The organism is Pontimonas salivibrio (assembly GCF_002950575.1).
GTDB classification, from domain to species: Bacteria; Actinomycetota; Actinomycetes; order Actinomycetales; family Microbacteriaceae; genus Pontimonas; species Pontimonas salivibrio.
Genome location: NZ_CP026923.1, coordinates 1,696,669 through 1,719,235, shown reverse-complemented (window position 1 = coordinate 1,719,235; position 22,567 = coordinate 1,696,669). Strand labels below are relative to the sequence as shown.

Sequence of the window (22,567 nt, the reverse complement as noted above, 5' to 3'; positions counted from 1 at the left end):
GAACGATGTCCTGAGACACCACATTGGCGGAGGATGGGGTGTCCAGGTTCAGGACATCGTTGATATCTGTCTCACCACATCGTTGATAGTCGCTTCTTAGGTTATCGAAACCCTCGGGGGTTCGTTTTTTGATGTGTCACGACACCGTTCACAGCAGAATGAGGAATGTCAAAGTCACGGGTAATTGTTCTGTCTGTCGTCCAGCAAGGCCTCACGAAAGCTGAGGTCGCACGAAAATATGGTGTCTCGTGGCAATGGGTCCACGAGCTCGTCACCCGCTACGAACGCGAGGGCGACGCCGGGTTAGAACCCCGCTCCCGAAAACCCCGAAGCAACAAAAACCACACTGCGCCCGAGGCCGCTAATCGCGTCCTTGAATTACGCCGTCAACTCACTCACGAGGGTTTCGATGCAGGCCCCCATTCCATCAGAGACCGCCTGATCCATGAGGGCCTCCCCGCACCGTCTCGCTCAACAATTAGTCGCATTCTGAAACGGGCTGGCCTGATCATTCCCGAACCCAAAAAACGCCCCAAGTCTTCCTACATTCGCTTCCAAGCCGACCAACCCAACGAGTGTTGGCAATCTGATTTCACCCACTGGCGACTCGCGGACGGCACCGACATTGAAATCATCAACTGGTTGGACGACCACTCCCGATTCTTACTCTCCCTCCACGCCCACCCGCGCATCACCGGAGACATCGTGATCGATACTTTCACCCAAAACACTGACTACTACGGCCTGCCAGAGCCCACCCTGACCGATAACGGAAGTGTTTACACCTCCCGCTTCACCGGAGGACGAAACGGTTTCGAATACCTCCCCGCAGCCCTCGGTATTCGACAGAAAAACGGCTCCCCCAACCACCCCCAAACCCAAGGCAAAATCGAACGCTTCCACCAAACCCAGAAACGTTGGCTCGCCGCCAGGCCCCCCGCGGAAAACCTCCACGAACTACAACACCAACTAGACGAGTTCCAACACGCCTACAACACCAAAAGACCCCACAGGTCCCTAGAAGGCCAGACACCCGACCACGCTTACCACTCCACACCCAAAGCCACCCCACGCACCCCAGCAGACGCCACCCACTACCGAATTCGCATCGACCGACTCGACCCCAAAGGCAAAGGCTCACTAAGGCGCGCCGGAAAAATGCACCACCTTGGCTGCCGAGTCGAAAACGCACGAAAAAGAGTCCTCATGCTCATCGACGACACCACGGTCACCATCACAGAACTCACCACCGGCGAAGTCCTCAGCCAACACCACATCAACCCTGAAAAGAACTACTGGCCCAACACACTCAAACCCGCAGGACGCTGGCCGAATCGCGACGCAGCGAACCCTTGAATATCAACTATGTCGCGAGACATCTATCAACGATGTCCTGAGACATCACATTGGCGGAGGATGGGGTGTCCAGGTTCAGGACATCGTTGATATCTGTCTCACCACATCGTTGATATTGCGCACGCGGGGGTTCCTGAGGAATGGGGGTTCACTTTTTGATGTGTCACGACATAGTTCCTATCTCGAGGTAGCAGGAATCCATCTCTGAGGTTCATAACGGGCTACTGCCGAGCGTTCCTTTTCCGCAGCGCCATGTCCCTTTAAGCAGCCGTTCTCACCCTTTTTCAAACTTGCCTGCCCGTATTCAAAAGGGCAGGCAAGCTTGCGCCTACCAGCCCTGAGAAGAGGCGATCGCCACGCGAGAAGCCGGCGTAAGAGGGATCCCGCGGAAATTCACAACTCTCAACTATGTCGCGAGACATCTATCAACGATGTCGTGAGACACCACATTGGCGGAGGATGGGGGATTCGAACCCCCGAGGGCGTTAACCCAACACGCTTTCCAAGCGTGCGCCATAGGCCACTAGGCGAATCCTCCGGCTCTGCCCCGAAGGGCCCTCCCAATCCTAACGGTAGACTTGAGGTTGGCTCCTCGCGTGGCGCCATCTCGGTCAATCCCCCAGGACGGAAACGTAGCAAGGGTCGCTGGGCTCTGGTGGGTGCGCGGGGAGTCGTTTTTTGAGGTCACCAGTGGCGCGTACTCTGTAGCTATGGCTTCCGGTGTGTGCATCACAGCGGCCGAGGGCTTCTCGGGAAAATCCACAGTAGCCCTGGGACTTATCGACGCGCTCGCCGGCACGGTTTCCACAGTGGGGGTTTTTCGTCCCGTCGCCCGCTCCGGTGACGATAGGGATTACGTCTTAGAGCTATTGCTCTCCCACGAGGCTGTCGATCTGGATTACGACGCCTGCGTGGGGGTGAGCTACGACCAGGTCCACACAGATCCAGACGCCGCCATGTCCGAGATAGTTCGGAAATATCGCGCGCTGGAAGCGCGCTGCGATTCTGTGGTGGTTTTAGGCTCCGACTACACCGATGTGGGTAATCCCACCGAGTTCGAGTTCAATGCCCAGATTGCGACCAATCTGGGCATCCCTGTGGTCTTGGTGGTAACCGGAAGGGACCCTGCGGAACAGGCGCACAGAGGTCTTGCCTCCGCACCGGCGAGAAGCGCCGAAGATGTTGCAAGGGTTGCATCTTCTGCGTTGGCAGAAATTCGCGAAGCCCATGCGCGCCCCGTTGCGGTCATTGTGAACCGGGCAGAGCCCTCCGATAAGGAGGCCATCCTAGAAGCGTTACGCGCAGTGGCTTCAGGTCTTCTTGTTGCCACCGTTCCGGAAAACCGTGTGTTGGTATCGCCCACTGTCGCCAGTGTCATTGCGGCCGTCGATGGCCAGCTGGTTCAGGGCGACCAGGAAGCACTGGGGCGGGAGGCGCTCGGCGTGATGGTAGCCGCCATGGAGCTGGAAACCGTGTTGACCCGTCTTCGAGAGGGTTATCTCGTGTTGGTCCCCGCCGATCGTTACGAAGTGTTGATGGCGGTCGTATTGGCCCACCAGAGTGAAAACTTCCCGGGCCTCGCCGGGGTGGTGCTTTATGGCGGTGTGAAGATCCCCGAGGTGGTCTCGTCGCTGTTATCTGGTCTGCACTCCCGGTTGCCGATTATTCAGACCCAATCGGATACGTATGAGACTGTGCTTCAGGTGACCGGCGCGAGGGGGCGAATGGCAGCAGATTCGCAGGGGAAATACGACACTGCGTTGGCTCTCTTTCGAGACAACGTGGATGCGGAGTCGCTGCTGGAGAGCTTCAACGTGGCGAAATCAGATGTGGTCACACCCCTCATGTTCGAATATGACTTACTCGAGCGCGCGAAGTCGGATCTGAAACACATTGTGTTGCCGGAGGGCAGTGACGATCGGATCATTCGGGCGGCCGCCACCCTCTTAGCGAGGGGCGTCGTTCGCCTCACCCTGCTGGGTGATGAGCAGGAAATTCGCTCGCGGGCGAGCGAATTGGGTGTGAGTTTGGAGGGCGCAAATGTGCTCTCGCCTTTTGATGAGGGTTTGCGCGAGCGCTTCGCGGCCGAGTATTTCCGTTTGCGCGAACACAAAGGGATGACCGTGGAGCAGGCGCGGGACATTGTGGTGGATGTGTCGTTTTTTGGCACGATGATGGTCCACCTGGCGTTGGCAGATGGCATGGTCTCTGGTGCGGTAAACACCACCGCCCACACGATTACACCCAGTTTTCAGATCATCAAAACCACTCCCGGAGTTTCTGTCGTATCCAGCGTCTTTTTCATGTGTTTAGCCGATCGGGTGTTGGTCTACGGCGACTGTGCCGTGGTGCCAGAGCCCACGGCAGAAGAACTAGCCGATATTGCCGCTGGTGCGGCGCAAACCGCCGCACAGTTCGGTATTGAACCCAGGGTGGCGATGCTTTCTTACTCGACCGGTGAGTCCGGTCGAGGCACTGAAGTAGAAAAGGTTCGCACAGCAACAGCGCTCTTGCGAAAGCTGCGGCCCGATCTGCCCATCGAGGGTCCCATCCAATACGATGCCGCAGCCGAGCCCACGGTGGCCCGGACAAAGATGCCAGACTCTGATGTGGCCGGCCGTGCCACAGTCTTTGTTTTTCCCGACCTGAACACCGGAAACAACACCTACAAGGCGGTCCAGCGCAGTGCCGGGGCCATCGCGATTGGTCCAGTACTCCAAGGGCTCAATAAACCCGTCAACGATCTTTCCCGCGGCGCCACCGTTAGAGACATTGTGAACACGGTCGCCATCACCGCAATTCAAGCCCAAGGTCATGAGGCGGTGGCCTCATGACCCAAGTCCTGGTCGTGAACTCTGGTTCCTCGTCCGTGAAATACCAAGTCATTGACCTGCCCTCAGAGCAGGTCGTCGACAAGGGCCAAAGGGACCGTGTCGGAATCGATGGGGGCGACTTTGCTACCCACAAGGAAGCGATTGCGGACATCGTGGCCTCCCTGCCAGCCAACGTGTCACTTGATCTTGTGGGTCACCGGGTCGTCCACGGTGGGGCCCGCTTCACGAGACCTGTATTAATCGACCAGGACGTGATTTCAGGAATTGAAAAAGTCAGAGCCCTGGCGCCCCTTCACAATCCGGCAAATCTGGAAGGGATTCATGCCGTCACCGAAGTGATGCCGCAGTTACCCCAGGTGGCCGTCTTTGATACCGCGTTTTTTTCCACGCTGTCTCCTGCCGCATATGACTACGCGCTTCCTCGCGACCTGGTGGAGAAATATGGAATCCGTAAATACGGATTCCATGGCACCAGTCACGACTACGTGACGGGTGAATTGTCGAGGCTCATGCCACCGTCTGAAAAGCCCGTGCGGGTGGTGTCGTTTCACCTGGGCAATGGCTCCTCGGTGGCTGCTGTCCGTGGCGGTGTTGCCGTGGATACATCGATGGGGCTTACCCCACTGGCAGGCCTAGTCATGGGCACACGCTCTGGGGACATTGACCCCTCGGTGGTCCTGTATTTGCAAAGGGAAGCGGGATTAAGTCCAGAGCAGGTTGATGAGGTGCTGAACCGCAACAGCGGCCTGCTGGGGTTGTCCGGTCATTCCGATATGCGAGACCTCTACGAACACGCAGAACACGGCGACCCCGATGCTTTACACGCCCTTGACGTGTGGACGTGGAGGGCCAAGCACTACCTGGGGGCCTACCTCGCCCAGTTGGGTGGTCTAGACGCCATCGTGTTCACCGGCGGTATTGGCGAAAACAGCCCAGAACTTCGCTTAAGTGCAGTTTCTGACCTAGAGGGTCTCGGAATCCATATAGACGAGAGCAGAAATAAGGCTGAGTCAGGTGAACCCCGGCTTATTTCTGCTGATGGTTCCTCGGTGTCGCTGTGGGTAATACCCACCAATGAAGAGCTCCATATTGCCCGAATTGCTACACGCCACTGCGAGAGCGCAAGAAAGAAAACCGATTTACGCCCTTGAGGGTTGGACGTGGCTTTTAGGTGGTGTGTGATGTCGCAAAGCATTGGAATAATCTGAACTTACGGTCTTGGGTCTCTTCTTATTTCTGCGGCCGGTCTTTTTGGCTTGTCCTCCGGTCAGGCGGGTTTCCAAGAACCAGTATGGACACCGGTGTCGTAGAGTTAGCGGGTGCCTTTTTGCCGCCTAAGCAGGGTTGGTTGGGTTTTTGTCCCCGCAGAGTGCGCGAAAGCCGCTTCACCTTCTTCTTTCTAGCGTGTGGTGAGTGCGGAGACTGAGCTTTGTAAGGCGCCGTATTTGACGACTGTTTGTTGTTGTGTCAGGTTCCTAATATAGGTCGCGGTGATGATTAGTCGGGTGTTGTGCATGGCTCAAGTCGGCCAATGAATTATTCCTAAGTAGCACGACAGGGTCTTCCTATGTCCTGGGACCGGAAAGTGTTTGAGGTGACGAATTTGCATTTTTCTTCTTGAGGTATGTTGGCAGGCCAAGCTAAAAATCGTCGCCCGCCTGAGAGGCAGGTCAATCACACCAGAGACATACTGTTCGATAACGTTGTCACGATGTTAGTCAATTTTAGCTATGGCGTCGTTTTCGTTAAGACTCACAAAACCGCCGGTTCGTCCACAGAGGCCTACCTACAGGCTGCTTTGTGGCCCACACAGCCTCCTGTTCAAGAGCAACAGGGATTTGTGCTTTATCGAGATGGCTGGTGCACTAGTCGCCTTCAGCGAGATGTCGCCCCACTTTACAAAACGACGCTCTTGTGCCTGCGGAACAAGCTCATGCCGACCCGATCGGTTCGAATCCGAGGAACCAGAAATCACAGTACTCCTCAGGAAATCAGAGCGTGTGTGGGGCCCAATTTCTGGAATCGCTCTCTGAAAGTAGTGAACATACGGAACCCTTTTGACTTGGTCGTCTCGGAATTTTTTTGGAGATCCCGAAGGGCGACAACCCGTAGGACTTTTGGTGACTTTGTTCGGGACTATCGGCGCCTCCCAAACAATGCCGCACTTGCCACCGAGATCGATTCAACTTGGGAGCTACTCCGATATGAGACGTTGAGAGAGGGGGGGTGGTGAACGTTTTGGTGACATCTGACATGTGAACACCGTGGGGTGTTCCTGGAAGGATGTTGCTATGAAAGCGTTCCCTGAAGAGTTCCGCCGTGACGTGGTGGAAATTGCGCGTAGTAGTCGTGAGCCGAGGAAGAAAATCGCTGAGGATTTCGGTATTTCCCCGGCGACGTTATCGAACTGGTTGAAGGCTGACGAGGTGGAAAACGGGTCCCGTGATGGTGTGACCAAGGACCAGGTGGAGGAGTTGCGGCAGTTGCGTCGCCGCACTCGCCTGTTGGAGCAGGAAAACGAGGTGTTGCGTCGCGCGGCAGCGTATTTGTCGCAAGCGAATCTGAAATTGGGTGGTTCCCCAAAATGATGTACCCGCTCGTTCGTGAGCTAGCCGTGGAGGGTGTCCCTGTGACGGTGACGTGTCGGGTGTTGAAAATGGCCAGGCAACCCTATTACCAGTGGTTAGACACTCCAGTGTCTGATCGGGCGTGGGCGCAAGCGCATCAGCTCAACGCTTTGGTGGATGCCAACCGGGCTGACCCTGAATACGGGTATCGGCTGCTGCGTGATGAAGCAGAACAGGGTGGCTGGTCGATGAGTCGTCGAACAGCGTGGCAGTTGGCCTCCTGGCAACGCATTCGTTCAGTAATCGGCAGGAAACAGCGTGGGTCGGGCAAGACGCCTGGCCCTGCTGTTGCTGACGACCTGGTGAAACGTGACTTCACCGCTGATGGGCCCAACCAGTTATGGCTCACCGATATCACTGAACATAAAACGCGCGAGGGAACGCTGTATGCCTGCGGGGTGAAAGACGTGTTCTCGAACCGCATTGTGGGCTATTCCATCTCCGAGAGGATGACAGCAACACTCGTCACCTCTGCCATCACCAACGCGGTCGCCAGACGTCGTGATGTCACCGGGTGTGTTGTTCACGCCGACCGAGGATCCCAGTTTCGCTCGAGGGCATTCCAGGAGGTCCTCACCCGGCATGGACTGATCTTGTCCATGGGTCGAGTCGCATCCGCGGCGGATAACGCCGCGATGGAATCATTCCATTCCCTCCTCCAAGGAAACGTCCTCGACCGGCGAACCTGGGACACCCGTGACCAACTGCGGCAAGCAATCGTCACCTGGATAGAAACGAAATACCACCGCCGCCGGCGACAAGACCGGTTAGGGCGATTGACACCCATCGAATACGAAGCAAAAATGACCACTGAAACAGGCCACGCAGCCTAAACCCTACATGTCACCAAAACGTGCACCAGGCCCAGGATTTGAGTTCTCTGTCGCTGAAGTTAGGCCTACCAGTCCAGACGGTGCCAACCTTTAAAATGAACACCCGCCCGCGCGCCGCCTCGGATTTTAGGTCTTTTTATTCGCGGCGCGAGCGCGCAATTGTGGCATCTTTATACTCAGACTGGTTGGACACTTTTGGGTATGGGTTTGAATGAAAAGCAAGTGGACCGGTCACTTAATTTCGGTCCAAGTGGTCCGACCGTCATGTTTCCGCCGAAATCCTGCTAAGGGGGGATCTGGGTCATCAAGGCGCCCACCTTTCAAGAGGCGGCAGAGAGCGGGCCGGGACAGCGCGGCTAGTCGACACGCGAGTGGGTGGCCGGCATCAAACGTGTTGATGACGTGAATCACGGCCCGAAGTTTGCTCGTCGGGCTTAGGCGACCCGCTCAGCCAACCAGTCCAACAAAGCTTTATCGAGTTCTGCTTCAGCAAGCAGTTTCTTCAACTTCTGATTCTACTTCTCCAGCTGAGTCAATTCTTGGCATCTTCAGCTTTCAGGCCGGTGTAATGGCTCCGCCAACAGTAACACCTCGCCTGAGTAACTTTCAGCTCCTTCAACACTGCGGCAACGTCACCGCCCTCGGCGGAAAACTGATCAGCGTCCTGGATTTTGCGAGCGATTTGCTCCGGCGAGTGCCGCTTTTCTTTTTGGTCACGATGCTCAAGGTCTTCTTGCCAGCAAAAGTCGACAGCAAGAAAACTCTCATGGTTTTGGACCGAGGAATGGGTTCAAGTCAGTTGCTTGGGAGCGTTTGCCAGGGTAGGCGCGCTCTATCCAGAACACGATTTCTAACCCGCGCTGCCGGCGAGTTGTCCGCTGGCAGCGGCCAACGACGTTTTGCTGCAACCGGCGAGGAATGATTCCCTGACGGCGTTTCTACTGCCGGATCTGCTCGCTCTAATGACCCAACAAGTCCGCGATACCTCAGAGCCTGAAGGCAGTTCTTGCTGTGGAGCCGACTGCCTCAATCCGGGTGGACCACCCGTTCAGAGTCGTGGCGGGGTCTGGTAACCACGTTATTCGGCGCATTGACCCGAAGGTGGGCCTAATTTGCGCCGCGACGGAATACCCGACCGCGGGCCTGGATAAAGTGTCCTGGATGGTGTCGGGGTAAAGCCGTTCTTTTTGTCCGATGCTCCGTAACGTCCGCGGGCCACATATCGTTTGGGGCAGTTTGTGTGACTGCTGATTGCACCAGATCGTTGCGCACGAACCTGCCGTGCTAGTTCCCAATTTTTTGCGCTGATTGACGATGGCAGTCATGATGGTGGACTCGTTGCCAGAACCGCCATGCGGCCCGATCCAACGTTGGAGGCTCGATCTGGCGAGCTAGGGCGACTAGGGGCAGACATCCAAATCCGGCGTCTCCCCATCAGATTCACGGAGAGTGACAATTCGCTGTTCTCGAAGTCTCTCCACTTTGCCGACTGGTTCCCGAAACAAGAGGTAACGCGGTGCATGGGCAAGCGTTAATACCCGAAAGGACATCGCGAGGGGAATCCCATGAGCAGAGGGCTTGCTTTGGCGTGGGGAATTCCTTTCCCCGGCAGAGCCCCTTCGGAGAGATACGCCAGATCAGGCTTCGACACTTCCACTTCTTCTGCCAACAGCCGGACACGCCTATTGCATTCAAAAAATTCACCGATCCGCGTTGGCGTGATTCTCGGTTTGACCTGGTCGTCGAAATCGCTGGGTTTCGACCAAGCCGACAAAGTAATCGAATCGCATAAAGTAAATTAATGCATGCAGCCGGCAACTTCTCGCGGGCAACCTCCGGCCCGCGACTTAGAGGAAACTGGATCGTGCCCCGGCGAAACTCCATCCAGTAGTTATTGAGTTTGGTCTTCATGCGTCCACCCGAAGCTCCGGATTAGCCAAAGTGGAAATCAAACCATAGCGTCAGGCCACGGGGGCCAACCAAACCTGCACCATTCCGAACTTGCAGCCGAGAGATGAGTCATCAATCATGAAAGCCGTGTAGGCAGACCCTAATTGAAAGGGCTTCGCACCCCATATTTAGGAGGCACTAAAGTTTGCAGCACCGGCCGGGCAAGTAAGATTCAATAGTCGCTCGTCGGCCTGCCACGGAGCGCTTAAAAGGAGAATCTTTCGTGGGATTTTGGAATTTTGTTCAAGAAGCCCAAATTGGGATCAGCGCGGCTTTGAAGGTAGTCAGACGACGCATATTGCGGAAGTTTAGAAAAGTTAGAAATTGCTGGCTTTTCAAGCCACCCAGGACTCGTTTTTGTATTCCCTGCCGCCAGCGAATCAGCTCTGCCGTACTTGAGAAAAAGAATTTGCAGGCGTGGCGACCGATAAAGCTCGCTTCTGCCGATTCCATGGCGGCTGTGTTTATTCATATCCCGAAAACCGGGGGGACCTCTTTGCGGGCCGCTCTTACTTCGGATGCAGGATTCGAGGCAGTCCAACCAGGTCGTGGAATCAGGTCGACCCGGGTTGTGATACCACACCACAATCCAGATTGGCTCATAAAAAAGGGTTTGTTGAATGCAGATGAGTTGGCGGACGCCTTCAGCTTTGTCCTTGTTCGCGATCCGGTTGACCGAGCGATTTCGAGTTATCGCTATGCGCTGGCCACTAAACGCATCCCGGCTTTTTGGAAGTTTGAGGACTTCCTTTTGTGCGTAAAGAGAGAAAGACCGCAAATTGGGGGCTTTATGGAATCTCGAATGACTCATGCTGCTCCGCAAGTCGCCTGGCTCCAACAGTCAGAGTGGTCGGGGCCGTCACAGGTGTACCGCATTGAAAATCTTTCTAATTCCATTAGTGAACTTTCCGAGAAGCTTGAAAAAAAAATTCAAATTCCTTTTCTTAATAGGTCAACTGGAGACAAACCATCCCCATCTACGCGGGCGAAAGAACTAATCGCGAGCATCTACAGCGCTGATTTTGAATTCTTGGGGTATGAACCACCTCTCTAACTCTTCTTCCGTTTCATTGGCCAAAACGAAACGACACCCAGAGCGATTTATCCTCGCTAATTCCCCGCACGTTCCCCGTTAGTTGACATTGGTAACCAGCCGTCGATAGCCGGAAATCGAAGTTCACTGAGGGCTTCCATTAGGTCACTGGGGTAATTAATTAAGGCTCACTCCTGTTGACGATAGGCTCAACGCTGTGGCAGCGCTCTATCGCAGGTACCGGCCGGAGACCTTCCAGGAGGTCATCGGCCAGATTCACGTCACTGGTCCACTCCGTCACGCCCTCACCTCAGATCGCAGCCACCACGCCTACCTTTTCTCCGGCCCGAGAGGCTGTGGGAAGACCACGTCAGCGCGCATTTTGGCGCGCTGTCTGAACTGCGCCAAAGGCCCGACGGACACTCCGTGTGGGGAGTGTCCAAGCTGTGTGGAGCTCTCACGGGATGGCGGTGGCTCGCTCGACGTGGTGGAAATCGACGCCGCCAGTCACAACGGTGTCGATGACGCCAGAGAACTGCGCGAGCGGGCCGTGTTCGCGCCGGCTCGTGATCGATACAAGATTTACATCCTCGATGAAGCCCACATGGTTACCCAGCAGGGCTTCAATGCGCTGTTGAAAATTGTGGAAGAACCACCAGAACACGTGAAGTTCATTTTCGCGACAACCGATCCGGACAAAGTTCTTCCGACAATTCGCTCCCGCACACACCACTACCCCTTTCGACTGGTCGTCCCTGCAGAACTTTTGGCTTACCTCCAACAGGTTTCGGAATCTGAAGGGGTCACCATCGAAGAGGGTGTTTTAGCTCTCGTGGTGCGCTCTGGGGGTGGCTCGGTACGGGATTCACTCTCACTACTGGATCAACTCATCGCCGGCTCCAGCGATCAGGCCATAACCTTGGAGGGTGCGCAAGCCCTCCTTGGTTACACACCCCGTGTTCTCCTTGACGAGGTCGTGGCGGCGTTTGCGAGCAAAGACGCCCCGGTAGCGTTTCAATCACTCGATTCGGTGATGCAGTCGGGTCAAGACCCGAGGCGCTTCGTGGAAGACCTCCTTGCCCACATCAGGGACATCATCGTCATCCAAGCAACAGGCACTGAAGCCCACGAGTTGTTCCCTGGCGTGAGCCAGGGAGATTTGGGGATTTGGCAGGAGCAAGCCTCATGGTTCTCACCAGCCCAACTCGCCTCAATGGGCAGAGAGATTAGTGACACCCTGCAGCACATGTCGGGGGTGACCGCCCCACGGCTCCAATTGGAGCTGATGGTGGCCAAACTTCTCGTGCGGGCTGATGCTTCGGTTAATGGGTCGGCTGGCAGGTCGGTTGATGTGCCTGCCGCCACACCGGCTGATCGCCCAGCTTCTGCCACCAACCAGCCAGCAGACCAGAAAGCCTCCACAGCGGCTCCGGAAGCTGGCCCAGGTAGCGGGCCTGGACCCGAACACAGTTCAACAGCCCCTTCGGTGCCAGAAGCCTCAATCGAACCTCCGACTTCAGACGTAGCTTCGGAGGAGGTCTTCGCCACCCCCGTTGAACCGCTTGCCGAGTGGACCTTGGAGGCAGTGGTCGAGCGGTGGTCCGGCATTGTCGAAACCGTGGGTGAACAAAAACGCTCGTTGTGGGTCGTGCTGTCTGAAACAACCCCGGTTGCCCTCAATGCTGATGTCTTGACTGTTGGTTTTGCCAAACGATCTGATGCGGAAATTCTCAAAAAACCCCAAGGGCCAGGCAGTCCGCTGCCTAATGCAGACCTTCTAAGAGATGCCATTTACCAGCACACGGGACACCGTGTGCGTTTCACGATTGCTGAGTTAGAGCCACACCAGGTTCCCACTCCCGGTGCTAATGCCACATCCCAATGGCCAGTGGTGTCCAAGCCAGGTAGTGATTCCAGTGGTTCGGGTGATTCCGGCGGCAATAGTGATGAGACGGCCGGTGTTGCTGCTTCTGAATCTGAAACATCCGCACATGCCTCTCCTGCTGTTTCCGAAGAGGATTCGATGGCGACCACCGAGGGCGCTGGATCTGCGCCGGAAAATACAGAACCCGCGAGCTTAGTGGAGGAATCCCCTGAGGAGCCCGGCGCGGAGAGCGCCGAGGCTGATTCGAAGTCAGACCCCACAGCATCCGCGTCGGCCACGTCACAAAATGCGAAGGGATCCTCCGGGCCACCTCTGGCGACCCGCGGTGAACCGGTCTTGCGTCAAGTCTTGGGCGGCGAACTAATCGGGGAAGAAATCCTCAGCGAAATGTCTGGCCAGGGCGAAGCCGATGTTTGATGGCACCATTGGTGAGCTGATTGAGCAACTCGGTCGGCTACCCGGTGTCGGACCTAAGTCCGCACAGCGCATCGCGTTCTTCGTGCTACAAAATCCGAACTATGACCCCAGGGATCTCGCTGATGTGCTGGCGAGTATCCGAGAACGGGTGCGCTTTTGTGACACCTGCGGGATGTTAGCCACTGACACCGAATGTGACATCTGCCAAGACGTTAGGCGAGACGAAACGGTGTTGTGTGTGGTGGAAGAAGCCAAAGATGTGTGGGCTATTGAGCGCACCAGGGAATACCGCGGTCGCTACCACGTGCTGGGCGGAGCGCTTAGTCCCATAGATGGAATTGGTCCGGACCAGTTGCGTATTCGCGAATTGATGGCGCGTTTAGGAAACAGCGCCATCACCGAAGTGATTATCGCTACTGACCCCAACTTGGAAGGTGAAGCAACCGCCAGTTACCTCTCCCGAATGTTGGAACAGCCCGGTCTCACCGTCTCGCGCCTGGCCAGCGGTCTGCCGGTCGGTGGCGACCTGGAATACGCCGACGAAGTCACGCTGGGGCGGGCGTTTGCGGGGAGGCGCAGTGTCTAATCCCGAAGAACCGCAGACTTCAACACATGAGATTCGTGCAGCCCCCTTAAATGGCCATCTTGCAGTTGCCGTGACTTTTTTTTACGACGAGTCACGTTTTGGCTACTTAGAACAGATTGCACAGCACTATCCGCACCTTGCCACCCAGACAAGCGTCTGGGTGGTCACCAATACCCGAGACGAGGCGGCGCACCAAAAGATTCACCAAGTCTTTAACGGTGTTGAGCTCCACATTGTCGTGCCCAGCCATTTGGGCCACCCGTTGCTCTTGCCGTGGTTCCACCGGGATATTTTTGCGGAGCTCTATCGCACGCGACCTGAGGTGTCACATTTCCTCTACGTGGAAGATGACCTTGAGGTGACGCCCGAAAACGTTCGTTACTGGCTCGAGGCTCGCGAAGTTCTCCGACCTTTTTCACTCATTCCGTCCTTTTTGCGTGTCGAAGAAGGGCCAGATGGCCATCTCTACAGCTCAGACGTGTACCGCAGCGCGCACATCGGTAATTTGCCGAGGCTGATTGATAGTGAGGGGTACTGGGTAAACCTCAGGTACCCCTACCAGGCCTCCTACCTGATGGACCAAGAGCTCATGGCGGAGTTCTTGCAGTCACCCACCCAAAGTCCGGACTCTGGAACCTGGCCTATTCGAGAAAAAGCAACACAAGGTCTGATTTATTCGAATGTTCCGAAGGGATGTTTTTCCCGGGCGTTTATAAGAGTTGGTGCCGATGGGGGGATTCCAGGCGCGGCGCGGATTCACCACCTACCCAATAACTATGCGATGAAAAAAGGTAACAAGTACGGAGGGCTCCGAGTAGGCGAACTTGTGCGCACCCAGGGCATACGAATTCCCACTCCGGTCCAGGAACTCAACAAGCTGGTGAGCCTTCGTATTCCTAAACGGCGACGCTTTATGGTCCACCATCTGGACTAGGTGCTCACTAATCGGTCTGCGTCGAACGGGTATTGCGCCTAAAATGGAACTAGTCAGCGCAGTCTTGTCGTTCTCCTCCACCCTTGGAGCATGTGTCAGTGGGTCTTGTCGTTCAAAAATATGGTGGTTCGTCGGTTGCCGACGCCACCAGTATTAAGCGCGTCGCGAAGCGTATTGCACAGGCCAAAAAAGCAGGCCACGACGTGGTCGTCGCCGTCTCCGCCATGGGTGACACCACCGACGAACTCATCGATTTAGCCCACCAGGTGGCGGAAAATCCGCATTCCAGGGAAATGGACATGCTGCTCACCACCGGTGAGCGCATCGCCATGGCCCTGTTGGCCATGGCGATCAGGGACTTGGGTTTGGATGCTCGGTCGTTCACGGGAAGCCAAGCGGGCATGATGACCAATGCCGACCACGGTCGAGCCCGAATTGTTGATGTCACGCCCACTCGTGTGCGCCAGGCCCTCGATGAGGGTGCGATTGCGATTGTGGCGGGTTTTCAAGGGTTCAATACTGATTCTAAAGACATCACCACACTGGGTCGGGGTGGGTCGGACACCACTGCTGTGGCGTTGGCTGCGGTCTTGGGTGCTGAATCCTGTGAGATTTATACTGACGTCGATGGTGTTTTCAGCGCTGATCCGCGCATTGCGCCCAAGGCCAAAAAGCTCGATCACGTGTCCTACGAAGAAATGTTGGAATTGGCGGCATCTGGGGCGAAAGTGCTCTATATCCGCGCGGTGGAGTTTGCGAGAAGACACGGGGTTCCCCTCCATGTGCGCTCATCGTTTGGTGACGATGAGGGAACATGGATTGGTACCCCCCGGGAGGGAAGTCGCATGGAAGAACCAATCATCACTGGCGTAGCCAGTGATTTAAGCGAAGCGAAAATTACGGTAGTCGGTGTGCCAGACGTGCCCGGTAAGGCCGCAGATATTTTCACCATCGTGGCCGACGTGGGCGCCAACATCGACATGATTGTGCAAAACATTTCCGTCCAACAAAGCGGACATACGGATATTTCTTTCACCCTGCCCAAAGAAGATGGCGAGCGGGCGATGAACGCCCTTCGGGCCAAGCAGGCCGAGGCCGGTTTTGATTCCCTCATCTACGACGAAGGCATTGGGAAGCTCTCCGTGGTGGGTGCGGGAATGCGGACCAACGCGGGTGTTTCCGCGCAGCTTTTTCGCGCACTAAGTGATGCGGGTATCAACATTGAAATGATTTCCACCAGTGAGATCCGCATTTCCGTGGTCACTCGCGCCGATATTTTGCCCGAAGCCGTGCGGGTCGTCCACGAAGCGTTCGGTCTCGATGCGGACACCGACGCCACCGTCCATGCAGGGACGGGACGCTAATGGTCGCCCTCGGTGTTGTCGGTGCCACCGGCCAGGTAGGCCAAGTAGTTCGCGCCCTGCTGGGAGAGCGGGATTTCCCCTTCACGTCTCTTCGACTGTTTGCGTCTTCTCGCTCCGCCGGGTCGACCCTCACGGTGGGAGACCACACCGTGGTGGTCGAAGACCTCGACGAGGCTGACCCCAGCGGTCTCGACATTGCCATTTTTAGCGCCGGTGCAGGAACCTCAAGGGCTCACGCTCCGCGGTTTGCAGAAGCCGGTGTCACCGTGGTGGATAACTCCAGTGCGTGGCGAAAAGACCCCTACGTGCCACTCGTGGTGTCGGAAGTAAACCCTCACCATCTGGATGAGATTCCTTTAGGCATCGTGGCAAACCCCAACTGCACGACGATGGCAGCCATGCCGGTGTTGAAGGTCCTCCACGATGAGGCCGGCCTTCGCCGGCTCATCGTGTCGACCTACCAGGCTGTTTCTGGTGCAGGGCTTGCCGGTGTGAGAGAACTGTCGGGTATGGCACACCACGCTGTCTCGAAAGATTTAGAGGGTCTCACCTATTCGGGTGACGCGGTGGAGTGGATTGACCCACAAGTTTTTGCTGAACCGATCGCGTTTAACGTGTTGCCGTTCGCGGGAGCCTTGGTTGATGACGGCCTGCACGAAACCGATGAGGAACAAAAGCTCCGGTTTGAATCCAGGAAGATCCTGGATATCCCGGAGCTTTTGGTCAGTGGCACCTGTGTGAGGGTGCCGGTGTTTACTGGCCACTCGTTACAAATCAACGCAGAGTTTGATCGGCCGCTGTCCCCGGAGCGTGCGACAGAGTTGCTTTCTGACGCCCCGGGAGTTCAGCTTGAGGCGGTGCCCACACCCTTAAAAGCGGCCGGGGTTGATCCCAGCTTGGTGGGGCGCATTAGGACGGACGAAGGCGTGCCTGACGGACGTGGCCTGGCGTTATTTGTCAGTGGCGATAATCTGCGCAAAGGCGCGGCTCTCAACGCCGTCCAAATTGCCGAGATTCTCGCGGCGCGGGCGAACAGCTAATTAGGGGTTTCGTCGCCGGCGAATGGCTCGAATGAGCAGGGTGGTGGCAATGAGTAGACCAAAGCCACCAAAGATGATGTTGGCAAGTTGTTCCGGAATAATGAAAGCGCCCAAAGAGCCCAGCGGTGTAGCAATCAGTGCGGCAAGTGCCACCCAGAGGCCATCGCGCAAGGTGGCCACTTTGTGTCGCAGGTGAGACACACTGCCCGATAGTGCTGCCGGGGCCATCGCAATGAGCGAAACACCTTTCGCTTCCAAATCCCCCACGCCAAAAAAGATCATGAGGGCGGGAATAGCAATAATGCCGCCCCCGATGCCAAAAAGTCCCGCCGCAATGCCCATGACCACGCCAATTCCGGCTAAGCCGGCGGCTGTGACGAGATCAAGCTCCAGGCTCACCCCGCGGTTTGGAACAGTGAACACGACAACGGTCGCGATTGCCGCCACAAAGACAATAAATGTCCACTCCAGCCAGCCAAGGCTCAGTTTGCGAAGTAACCAGGCACCCACTTGGGCCCCGGCAAGGGCTCCCAGTGCGACGAGAAGGGCCGGAAGGATGGGGAACACACCGCCCACGGCGTAGCTGGCGGTACCGACCAGGGCAGCTGGTGCGATCGCGAGCAGTGAAGAAGCTTGCGCCCTGCGCTGGTCCATTTTGGCCCAGACCAACAGCAGGGGCACCATCACGATGCCGCCACCGACACCGAAAAAACCGGCCAGTAGGCCACCAATAATTCCCACACTCAACAGGGCCACTACAGGGGGTTTGTTGAGGGGTTCAGTCACAACCACAGCGTAGTGGGGCACCAGGTAGTGCCTCCTAGAATGGAGGCGTGGAGAACAAAGCAGACGTGGTGTTGGTGGGTGCCGGCATCATGTCGACCACGCTAGCCACACTGATTAATCAGTTGGAGCCCTCCTGGCGCATCGTCATTGTGGAAAAGATGCCGGACGTGGCAATGGAATCCAGTCACGGGTGGAACAACGCTGGCACTGGGCACTCGGCACTGTGCGAACTGAACTACACCCCGCAGCAGCCTGACGGTTCAGTCACCATCGATAAAGCGGTCGTGATTAATGAACAGTTCCAACTCTCGCGCCAATTTTGGTCCTGGTTGATCGAATCAGGTCGGATTCCAGACCCCTCGATGTTCATTCGCCAAAGCCCCCACATGTCTGTGGTCTTTGGCGAAGACAACATTGCGTTTTTGAAAACCCGGTTTGAGGCCCTAAAAAACCACCCCCTGTTCGCCGGGATGGAATATAGCGAAGACCCCTACGAAATCGCCACTTGGGCCCCTTTGGTGATTGATGGTCGCATGAAAGGTGAGCGTTTGGCCGCCACGCGGGTTGTCAGCGGGTCAGATGTGGACTTTGGTGGGCTCTCCGACCGGCTTGCCAGCGATTTGGCGGCCAGCGGTGCCGAATTCATGTTTAACACTCGAGTCAGTGACATCAAGAAGACATCCATCGGAGGGTGGGAGTTGACCCTTCGCGATGAATTGGGCCACACTCCGCGGTTTATCGAAGCTGATTTTGTCTTCGTGGGGGCGGGTGGAGCGGCATTGCCGCTTCTGCAACGCTCAGGTATTCCCGAAATTCGGGGTTACGGTGGCTTCCCCGTCAGTGGTGAATGGTTGAAGTGTGACAACCCGGAAGTGGTGTCACAGCACAACGCCAAGGTTTATGGCTTGGCTGAGGTGGGGGCGCCCCCCATGTCAGTGCCTCATCTCGATGTGCGCGTTGTGGAAGGCCAGAAGAGTTTGCTCTTTGGTCCCTACGCGGGCTTTACTCCCAAATTTCTCAAAAACGGCTCCTGGTTGGATCTTTTCGGTTCACTGCGCTGGCACAACATAATCCCCATGTTGGCTGTGGGGCTGGGAAACTTTGGTCTCCTGAAATACCTCATCGGCGAAGTGTTTGCCTCGAGGCAACAGCGCCTTGAGGCGCTGTATCGCTTTTACCCCGACGCCAACCCAGAAGATTGGGTTCCAGAAGTCGCCGGACAGCGTGTTCAGATCATCAAACCCGATAAGAAAAAGGGTGGGGTGCTGCAGTTTGGCACCGAGGTGGTCTCCAGCGCTGACGGTTCTATTGCTGGACTACTGGGGGCCTCACCGGGGGCGTCAACGGCAACGGCAATCATGCTCGATGTGTTGACCACCTGCTTCCCGGACCGCATCGACAAGTGGACGCCTCAGATAAAAAACATGATTCCGGCTTTCGGTGAAGATTCATCCTCCGGGGTTACTAGCGCCTTGGCGTCGGACATGTCTCGTACTGCGAAGGTGCTGAAGCTCTAGAGAAACGCTCGCGGCGCGCGAGAACACCACTGTGCCCGGAGAACCCTGGCCGTTGTTTGCGGAGTCCTCTTAGTGACGGGTCGCGTGATCGCTGGGGTTCACAATCACCACATCGGGTGTCGCAAGGCCGTGTTCACTAAAGCCCGTATCAAGGGCTTGAGAGATCCGGCTCAGTGCGTCGTTCGGCACGAGGGCAACTACCGAGCCGGAGGTGCGGTGGCCAAGCAACCGCGCGGCACTGGCGCCGTTATCCAAGGCGATACTGACGGCAAGGTCAACATCGAGCGTGTGTGCCCCAAATGCGTCCGCTAGAGACTGGTGTGAGTCGGCAAAAATTTGGCCGATTGCTTCAGGGCCGTCTTCACGAAGTGTGCGCACCACTTCTAACACCCGGACATTTTCTTTCACCGCGTGTGTGGCTAATGCCAATTCCTGGGAGTCCACACTCTTGTTACTGACAAGCTGCTTCATGTCGACTGCCTGCGCTTCTCGAAGTGAGGGAACGCTCAGGGCATCGGCGACATGTTCGATGGCTTGTAGTCGTTCGGCGAGCGGTGGGAGCGGCCGAGGTTCAGCGTGGGTGTGGACCAACATCAGGGTGTGGTCATGGGTTTGTAAACCAAGTGGCACGTTTTCGAAATCTTTACTGCGCCCATCGACAAGGACTCCCTGGTCGGCGTTGCCGGCCAGGGAGGCGAGGATGGGGCCAAGGCCGACATCTTCGCCTGCCGCAAGAGATTCGGAAAGGTTGCAGATCCGGGCCAGCTGGCCCAGGTCAGCATCGATTTGCCAGGCGTCCCGCAACGCAAGAGCAACGGCCACTGTGAGTGCCACAGAGGAACCCATCCGCACGCGGGTGGGAACATCAGAATCGATGTAAAGGTCCACCCCGGGTACGGCCTGAAGGTCCGCACCGAATTGCCCCATGGCCCACGCGGTACCCAGGGGGTACTGTGGCCAACCTTCTAGAGACTCAGAGTCCAAGTCGTCCAAAGAAATTTCGGCAATTTCGTCTTGGTCGACACTGGCGACACGGATTGTGCGGTCCTCTCGAACTCCGAGGGCCACCACCGTGCGCACATCCAGTGCCAGGCACAGGGTGTGACCGTCGGCATATTCGGTGTGATCGCCAATGAGGCGCATGACGCCAGGTGCCGACCACAGACCGTGCGGGTCTTTTCCGTAAATTGCGCGGAACCCAGCTCGGGTGTCATCTCGGATATCGCCCAGAGTGTCCACATCCTCTTTCGTGTGTCGGGAACTGCCCTATTCTGTCCCATCTTTATGGCAAGCGGGTTACACCGCTTATTCCCGCGGATTTGTCAGACCGACCAGGCAGAATATCCCCGTGCCCCTTCCTCTGAAAGACCGCTTTACGACACCGAATCGTCGACCCCGTTGGCGGTGGTGGGTGGGCACTCTGGTGATTCTTGCGTTTTGGTTCGTGGGCGGGACAATACTGAGCTTGGTGGTTCTGCCCTGGACGGGGGTGGACCTCGAGGGTTTCTTCGTTGAAGGTGACATGTTCACCTCATTTCCTTCCTGGGGTTTCTTACTTTTTGCGCTGGTGAGTTTTATCCCCCTCCTACTGGGTGTTCTGGTGTCCTATCGCCTCATTTTGGGCGTAAAGCTTCGTCGACTCTTTGCCTCTGGTGTTCCTTTCAGGATGTGGCGAGTGGGCTGGGGCGCACTGGTGTGGATTGCAATCATGGCGGGTCCGGCAATTGTTGCCGTTGTGCTCTCACCAGAGCAGTTCCAAACGAACTTTGATTGGCAGGCGTTCTTGCCCTACGCCGTCATCGCGTTGCTGTTGCTTCCGATACAAACCACCGCGGAAGAAGTGTTCTTCCGCGGTTGGCTTATTCAGGGCCTCAGTCAGCGCTACAGCAACATTTGGTTGCTGTCTCTCGCAAGCGGATTGCTTTTTGCCCTTCCGCACCTGGCGAATCCGGAAGCAGCGGGGGCGCTATTGCCGGCAATGGTGGGTTACGGGATGGTGGGGTTCGCTCTTGCCTGGGTAACCGTGCGGGATCGCTCCTTAGAAATCGCGATTGGTGCCCACGCGGCAAATAATCTTTTCGCGGCCCTAGTGGTGGGTTATGAAGGTGGAGCGCTTCCGGCAGAAGCACCCTTGGTCTCTAGTGGTGAAGTGGACTGGGCCATTGACAACTTGCTTTCGATTCTCCTGATCCCACTTTTTATTGTTCTGAGTCGTTGGGGTTACACAAAGCGGCAAGCGCCGAAGGCGCTCAACGCGTCGCAGTAGTGAAGAGCCCGCTGGAAAAATACCCCAGGGGGTATTAGGCTAGCGGTGTGACGAAAAATACCGCACCCAGTCGAATCCAAACACTCTCGCCCGCATGGGGCGCCATGGCGATGACCGTGAGCGGTCTCGCGATGGTGTCACTGCTTGGCCCACTGCCCGGGTCGGACATTGATACCGGGGCGGGGCTGGTGTTCTTGGCACTGTCCTGGATCATCGTGATTACCCTGACCGTGCTATTCCTCACCAAAATGATTCGCTACCGCGAAAACTTTCTCGCTGATTTGTTCAACCCCGGCCAGGGCGCTCAGACTGCCGCGTGGCCGGCCTCTCTACTCATCTCCGCACTAGCCACATCCCAAGCCGGCTTCGCCGGTTACATTCCCGGCGATATTGCATTGACTGTGGGTGTCGTTGTCGGGGGTCTGGGGTTTTTGGGTACAGCGCTCAGTGGCTTTGCGTTCTTTAGCCACGTAATTGGCCAGCCAGATATTCCCGCACAGACCATCACAGCAGGGTGGTTCGTCCCTGTCGTGCCCCTCGTACTGGTCCCCAGCATCACCCTGCGACTCACGTCGATAGCCGGCGGTGAACCGGCGAGCTGGACGGTGTGGTTGGCAGTTTCGGCCTGGGGTGTGGGATTTGGGTTATTTCTTCTCCTGGCCGCCATCATCGGTGGGCGACTGTTGATGCTGGAGCCACCCGCAGCCCATGCCCTGCCCAGTTGGTGGGCATGGTTAGCGCCCCTGGGCGCGGGAGGTTTAGGAATTGTGACCAGCACGCGGATGCTGGGCGATGAAGTGCTCATCAGCGTGGCCTACTGGTTGGCTGCTGTTATGTGGGGCTTTTCAGCCTGGTGGGCAATCTTTGCTCTGATTGTGATGTGGGGTAAGCGCAAAGAAGCACGCTTCCACCTGGGCTACTGGGGCTTTGGCTTTCCCACCGCCGCTTTCGCTTCGCTGAGTTTGGAAGTGGGCCGCCACCATGAGTTTGCGGGACTGGGTGTGATTGCCATCGTGTTCTGGGTGGCACTGCTGGTCATTGTCACCGTCCTTGCCTCCAAAACGATTTCCCAGTGGCGGGCGGGTGCCCTGTTCCCCCAACCGGCAGCGACTCAGAGCAAATAGCGACAGCCTGACAGT

Annotated in this window: 15 protein-coding genes, 1 tRNA gene and 1 other RNA gene; 14 read left to right on the top strand and 3 right to left on the bottom strand. The window is 56.7% G+C overall.

From position 1 onward, the window contains the following. Positions 1-165: 165 nt before the first annotated feature. The gene (locus tag C3B54_RS08515; RefSeq protein ID WP_104914116.1) at positions 166-1,356 is read left to right on the top strand and encodes an IS481 family transposase; all 1,191 of its coding nucleotides are present in this window, start codon (positions 166-168) and stop codon (positions 1,354-1,356) included. A 450-nt stretch (positions 1,357-1,806) separates the two neighbouring features. Here C3B54_RS08515 and C3B54_RS08510 read toward each other — a convergent pair. After that, a tRNA-Ser gene (locus C3B54_RS08510) sits at positions 1,807-1,894 on the bottom strand. Positions 1,895-1,939: 45 nt separating this feature from the next. On the opposite strand from C3B54_RS08510, the gene ffs reads away from it, so the two are divergent. From ffs to C3B54_RS08455, 10 genes are all read left to right on the top strand, one after another. Then, an RNA gene (gene ffs / locus C3B54_RS08505) (signal recognition particle sRNA small type) lies at positions 1,940-2,035 on the top strand. Between the two features lie 31 nt (positions 2,036-2,066). Further along, positions 2,067-4,190, top strand: a complete 2,124-nt coding sequence (gene pta, locus C3B54_RS08500) for a phosphate acetyltransferase (RefSeq protein WP_104914115.1) — start codon at positions 2,067-2,069, stop codon at positions 4,188-4,190. Beyond that, positions 4,187-5,341 (top strand): acetate/propionate family kinase, encoded by a 1,155-nt coding sequence (locus tag C3B54_RS08495; RefSeq protein WP_104914114.1) that lies wholly within the window; start codon positions 4,187-4,189, stop codon positions 5,339-5,341. Before pta ends, C3B54_RS08495 begins: the two co-directional genes overlap by 4 nt. A 1,140-nt stretch (positions 5,342-6,481) precedes the next feature. Continuing rightward, a protein-coding gene (locus C3B54_RS08490) for an IS3 family transposase (protein WP_425440304.1) occupies positions 6,482-7,650 on the top strand; the annotation gives its coding sequence in 2 pieces (ribosomal slippage) (positions 6,482-6,739 and positions 6,742-7,650; 1,167 coding nt in all). A gap of 2,173 nt (positions 7,651-9,823) precedes the next feature. Further along, entirely contained in the window at positions 9,824-10,654 is an 831-nt protein-coding gene (locus C3B54_RS08480) for a sulfotransferase family 2 domain-containing protein (RefSeq protein WP_104914112.1), read from the top strand. Positions 10,655-10,850: 196 nt separating this feature from the next. Then, positions 10,851-12,935: a DNA polymerase III subunit gamma/tau gene (gene dnaX / locus C3B54_RS08475; protein ID WP_104914111.1), complete on the top strand. Its 2,085-nt coding sequence runs from the start codon at positions 10,851-10,853 to the stop codon at positions 12,933-12,935. Then, positions 12,928-13,521: a recombination mediator RecR gene (gene recR / locus C3B54_RS08470; RefSeq protein WP_104914110.1), complete on the top strand. Its 594-nt coding sequence runs from the start codon at positions 12,928-12,930 to the stop codon at positions 13,519-13,521. The genes dnaX and recR overlap by 8 nt, the downstream gene beginning before the upstream one ends. Before the next feature lie 70 nt (positions 13,522-13,591). Next, positions 13,592-14,455 (top strand): hypothetical protein, encoded by an 864-nt coding sequence (locus C3B54_RS08465; protein ID WP_158665617.1) that lies wholly within the window; start codon positions 13,592-13,594, stop codon positions 14,453-14,455. 98 nt (positions 14,456-14,553) lie between these two features. After that, complete coding sequence (locus C3B54_RS08460; protein WP_104914362.1) at positions 14,554-15,819, top strand: aspartate kinase; 1,266 nt, start codon at positions 14,554-14,556, stop codon at positions 15,817-15,819. After that, positions 15,819-16,859 (top strand): aspartate-semialdehyde dehydrogenase, encoded by a 1,041-nt coding sequence (locus C3B54_RS08455; protein ID WP_104914108.1) that lies wholly within the window; start codon positions 15,819-15,821, stop codon positions 16,857-16,859. The genes C3B54_RS08460 and C3B54_RS08455 overlap by 1 nt, the downstream gene beginning before the upstream one ends. On the opposite strand, the gene C3B54_RS08450 is transcribed toward C3B54_RS08455, so the two are convergent. After that, complete coding sequence (locus C3B54_RS08450) at positions 16,860-17,645, bottom strand: sulfite exporter TauE/SafE family protein (RefSeq protein WP_158665616.1); 786 nt, start codon at positions 17,643-17,645, stop codon at positions 16,860-16,862. It lies immediately after the preceding gene. Between the two features lie 47 nt (positions 17,646-17,692). Between C3B54_RS08450 and mqo the strand changes: the two genes are divergently transcribed. Then, positions 17,693-19,162: a malate dehydrogenase (quinone) gene (mqo, locus tag C3B54_RS08445; RefSeq protein WP_104914106.1), complete on the top strand. Its 1,470-nt coding sequence runs from the start codon at positions 17,693-17,695 to the stop codon at positions 19,160-19,162. A gap of 69 nt (positions 19,163-19,231) precedes the next feature. Here the strand turns inward: mqo and C3B54_RS08440 are convergent, their stop codons facing one another. Further along, positions 19,232-20,401 carry a galactokinase gene (locus C3B54_RS08440; RefSeq protein ID WP_104914105.1) on the bottom strand — a complete coding sequence of 390 codons (1,170 nt, stop codon included), beginning with the start codon at positions 20,399-20,401 and terminating at the stop codon, positions 19,232-19,234. A gap of 109 nt (positions 20,402-20,510) precedes the next feature. Here C3B54_RS08440 and C3B54_RS08435 point away from each other — a divergent pair, with 109 nt between their 5' ends. Together C3B54_RS08435 and C3B54_RS08430 are read left to right on the top strand one after the other, a co-directional pair. Then, entirely contained in the window at positions 20,511-21,428 is a 918-nt protein-coding gene (locus C3B54_RS08435) for a CPBP family intramembrane glutamic endopeptidase (protein ID WP_158665615.1), read from the top strand. A gap of 47 nt (positions 21,429-21,475) precedes the next feature. Further along, entirely contained in the window at positions 21,476-22,552 is a 1,077-nt protein-coding gene (locus tag C3B54_RS08430; RefSeq protein WP_104914103.1) for an SLAC1 family transporter, read from the top strand. The last annotated feature ends 15 nt before the right edge of the window (positions 22,553-22,567 follow it).

Excerpts from the sequence above, each read along its gene's own strand:
- C3B54_RS08515 (WP_104914116.1), top strand. The coding sequence starts at position 166 with ATGTCAAAGTCACGGGTAATTGTTCTGTCTGTCGTCCAGCAAGGCCTC.
- pta (WP_104914115.1), top strand. The coding sequence starts at position 2,067 with ATGGCTTCCGGTGTGTGCATCACAGCGGCCGAGGGCTTCTCGGGAAAA.
- C3B54_RS08495 (WP_104914114.1), top strand. The coding sequence starts at position 4,187 with ATGACCCAAGTCCTGGTCGTGAACTCTGGTTCCTCGTCCGTGAAATAC.
- recR (WP_104914110.1), top strand. The coding sequence starts at position 12,928 with ATGTTTGATGGCACCATTGGTGAGCTGATTGAGCAACTCGGTCGGCTA.
- C3B54_RS08455 (WP_104914108.1), top strand. The coding sequence starts at position 15,819 with ATGGTCGCCCTCGGTGTTGTCGGTGCCACCGGCCAGGTAGGCCAAGTA.